Source organism: Streptomyces phytophilus, assembly GCF_013870535.1.
In the GTDB taxonomy this organism is placed as follows: Bacteria; Actinomycetota; Actinomycetes; order Streptomycetales; family Streptomycetaceae; genus Streptomyces; species Streptomyces phytophilus.
In genome coordinates, this window is record NZ_JACBXC010000695.1 from 1 (window position 1) to 3,191 (window position 3,191).

Annotated in this window: 4 protein-coding genes; 3 read left to right on the forward strand and 1 reads right to left on the reverse strand. The window is 73.0% G+C overall.

From position 1 onward, the window contains the following. Positions 1-208: 208 nt before the first annotated feature. From H5J30_RS23690 to H5J30_RS23700, 3 genes are all read left to right on the forward strand, one after another. Positions 209-808 (forward strand): SACE_7040 family transcriptional regulator, encoded by a 600-nt coding sequence (locus H5J30_RS23690; RefSeq protein ID WP_181789396.1) that lies wholly within the window; start codon positions 209-211, stop codon positions 806-808. A 108-nt stretch (positions 809-916) separates the two neighbouring features. After that, positions 917-2,074, forward strand: a complete 1,158-nt coding sequence (locus H5J30_RS23695) for an acyl-CoA dehydrogenase family protein (protein WP_181789397.1) — start codon at positions 917-919, stop codon at positions 2,072-2,074. A gap of 27 nt (positions 2,075-2,101) precedes the next feature. Then, positions 2,102-2,992, forward strand: coding sequence for an acyl-CoA thioesterase (locus H5J30_RS23700; RefSeq protein ID WP_181789398.1), 891 nt, complete (start codon positions 2,102-2,104; stop codon positions 2,990-2,992). Between the two features lie 27 nt (positions 2,993-3,019). Here the strand turns inward: H5J30_RS23700 and H5J30_RS23705 are convergent. Then, a partial coding sequence (locus H5J30_RS23705) for a phosphatase (protein ID WP_181789399.1) occupies positions 3,020-3,191 on the reverse strand: 172 nt, incomplete at its 5' end.

Genomic DNA, 3,191 nt, shown 5'->3' on the forward strand with positions numbered 1-3,191 from the left:
GCCAGGCGGCGCCGGCCGGGCCGGCGGGGTCGGCGGCGGTCGTCAGCACGGGTGCGTGGTCCACGGGGGCGCGCCCTTCCTCGATGAGCCATTGAGCCGTTGAGCCGTCCGGCCGTCATGCCGTACAGGCCGACAAGCAGGTTAGCTGTCGTTAACGCCGTGTGCCCAAGGTTAACGCTCACTAACCGGGCTGTCTACAATGGTCCGCATGAGCACCGAGGCCCCCGCGCCCACCAGACGCGAGCAGATCCTTAAGGAGGCCGCGCGCCTCTTCGCGGACCGCGGCTTCCACGGGGTCGGCGTGGACGAGATAGGCGCCGCGGTCGGCATCAGCGGCCCCGGCCTGTACCGGCACTTCGCCGGCAAGGACGCCATGCTCGCGGAGCTGCTGGTCGGCATCAGCGAGCGGCTGCTGGCGGCGGGCCGCGCGCGGGCGGCGGTCCGCGGGGCCGGCCCGGACGCGCCGCTGGACGCGCTGATCAGCGGCCACATCGACTTCGCGCTGGACGACCGGCCGCTGATCATCCTGCACGACCGCGAGCTGGACCGGCTGCGCGACGAGGACCGCAAGCTGGTGCGCCAGCTGCAGCGGCAGTACGCCGAGCTGTGGGTCGACGTCGTACGGGAGGTCTACCCGGCGCTGACGGAGGGCGCGGCCCGTACCGCCGTCCACGCGGTCTTCGGCCTCCTCAACTCCACCCCCCACCTCGGCGCCCGCGGCACCCTCCCCGACCGCGGCGCCACCGCCGCCCTCCTCCACCGGCTCGCCCGCGGCGCCTTCGCGGCGGCGCCGCGGCCGGAGCTGTGACCTCCGCCGCGCGGCTGCGGCCTGGACAGCCCTGGTGACCCGCAGGTAACTTCAGGGGTACGACGCTGAGCAAGCGCTTAGTCGGAGTTGCCCCGGGAGGCGAGGACCATGCGGCGGACGGTGTTCAACGAGGACCACGAGGCGTTCCGCGAGACCATCCGGGACTTCATCGCCGCCGAGGTCGTGCCGTACTACCACGAGTGGATGGAAGCCGGCGCCGTCCCCCGCGAGCTGTACAAGAAGCTCGGCGAGCTGGGCGTCTTCGGCATCGAGGTGCCCGAGGAGTACGGCGGCGCCGGCGAGAGCAGCTTCAAGTTCAACGCCGTCATCAGCGAGGAGTGCGCCCGCGCCGGCGTCTCCTTCGGCGGCTCCTCCGTGCACACCGCCCTCTGCCTGCCCTACCTGCTCAAGTACGGCAGCGAGGAGCAGAAGCGCCGCTGGCTGCCCGCCTTCGTCTCCGGCGACATGATGACCGCCATCGCCATGACCGAGCCCGGCACCGGCTCCGACCTCGCCGGCATGAAGACCACCGCGAAGCTCTCCGGCGACGGCACGCACTACGTCCTCAACGGCGCCAAGACCTTCATCACCGGCGGCGTCCAGGCCGACCGCGTCCTCGTCTGCGCCCGCACCGCCCCGCCGGCCCCCGAGGACCGCCGCGGCGGCATCTCCATCCTCGTCGTCGACACCGCCTCCGAGGGCTACGCCGTCGGGCGCAAGCTCGACAAGCTGGGGCTCAAGTCCTCCGACACCGCGGAGCTGAGCTTCACCGACGTCAAGGTGCCCGTCGCCGACCTGCTCGGCGAGGAGGGCAGGGCGTTCACGTACCTCACCCACAACCTCCCGCAGGAGCGCCTCGGCATCGCCGTCGGCGCATACGCCCAGGCCGCCGCGGCCGTGCGGTTCGCGCTGGAGTACGTCAGGGAGCGCACGGTCTTCGGCCGGACGGTGGCGGAGTTCCAGAACACCAAGTTCGTCCTCGCCGACTGCAAGGCCGAGGTCGACGCCATGGAGGCGTACGTCGACCGCGCCCTGGACGCGCACGACACGGGCGACCTGGGCGTCGCCGACGCCGCCGCCGTCAAGCTCTTCTGCACCGAGCGCGCCGCCGTCGTCATCGACAAGTGCCTGCAACTGCACGGCGGCTACGGCTACATGAACGAGTACCCCATCTCCCGCCTCTACGCCGACACCCGCGTCACCCGCATCTACGGCGGCACCAGCGAGGTCATGCGCTCCATCGTCGCCAAGTCGATGGGCCTGTAGGGCCGCGGGCTCTGCGAGACTCGCACCATGGACGACGCCGCCCTCACCGAACTGGTCGACCTGCTGGACCTGGAGCAGATCGAACAGGACATCTACCGCGGCCACTCCCGCACCGCCGTCGTCCCGCGGGTCTTCGGCGGGCAGGTCGCCGCGCAGGCGCTCGTCGCCGCCGGCCGCACCGTGCCCGCCGACCGGCCGCCGCACTCGCTGCACGCCTACTTTCTGCGCCCCGGCGACCCCGGCGCCCCCCTCGTCTACACCGTCGACCGCATCCGCGACGGCCGCTCCTTCACCACCCGCCGCGTCGTCGCCGTCCAGCACGGCCAGCCGGTCTTCAACCTCTCCGCGTCCTTCCAGCTCCACGAGGAGGGCCTGGAGCACCAGGTGCCCATGCCGCCGGCGCCCGACCCGGAGAAGCTGCCCACCGCCGAGGAGGCGATGCCGCGCTACGCCGTCAACTTCCTCGACCCCGCCCTCGCCCGCCGGCTGCTGGAGGCGCGCGCCGCGGTCGACCTGCGCTACGCCGCGCCGCCGCCCTGGGGCGGCGAGCCCGGGGTGCCGCGGGAGCCGCGCTCGCAGGTGTGGTTCCGTACGAACGGCAGGCTCACCGGCGCCATCGACACCCCGCTGCTGCACGTCTGCCTCATGACGTACGTCTCGGACATGACCCTGCTCGACTCCGTGCTGCTCGCGCACGGCCGCGGCGGCTGGGCCGTCGGCGACGTCGTCGGCGCCAGCCTGGACCACGCGATGTGGTTCCACCGGCCGTTCCGGGCGGACGAGTGGCTGCTGTACGACCAGGAGTCGCCGACGTCGCAGGGCGGGCGGGGGCTCAGCACGGGGCGGATCTTCACCCGCGACGGGCGGCTGGCGGCGTCGGTGATCCAGGAGGGCGTGATCCGCGTCCCGCGCGCCTGACCGGCGTACGGGCCGGGGCGCCCCCGGCTACGGCAGCTCCAGCCCGGCCGCGGCCAGCAGGTACGCCGTCATCAGCGGATACGCCCCCGGGTCCGCGACGTGGTCGTCCAGCGGCACCGCCACCGCGAGCGTGCCCTCGGCCTCGCCGAGGAACAGCGCCGGGTCGTTGCAGTCCGCGTACCCCACCGCGTGCACGCCG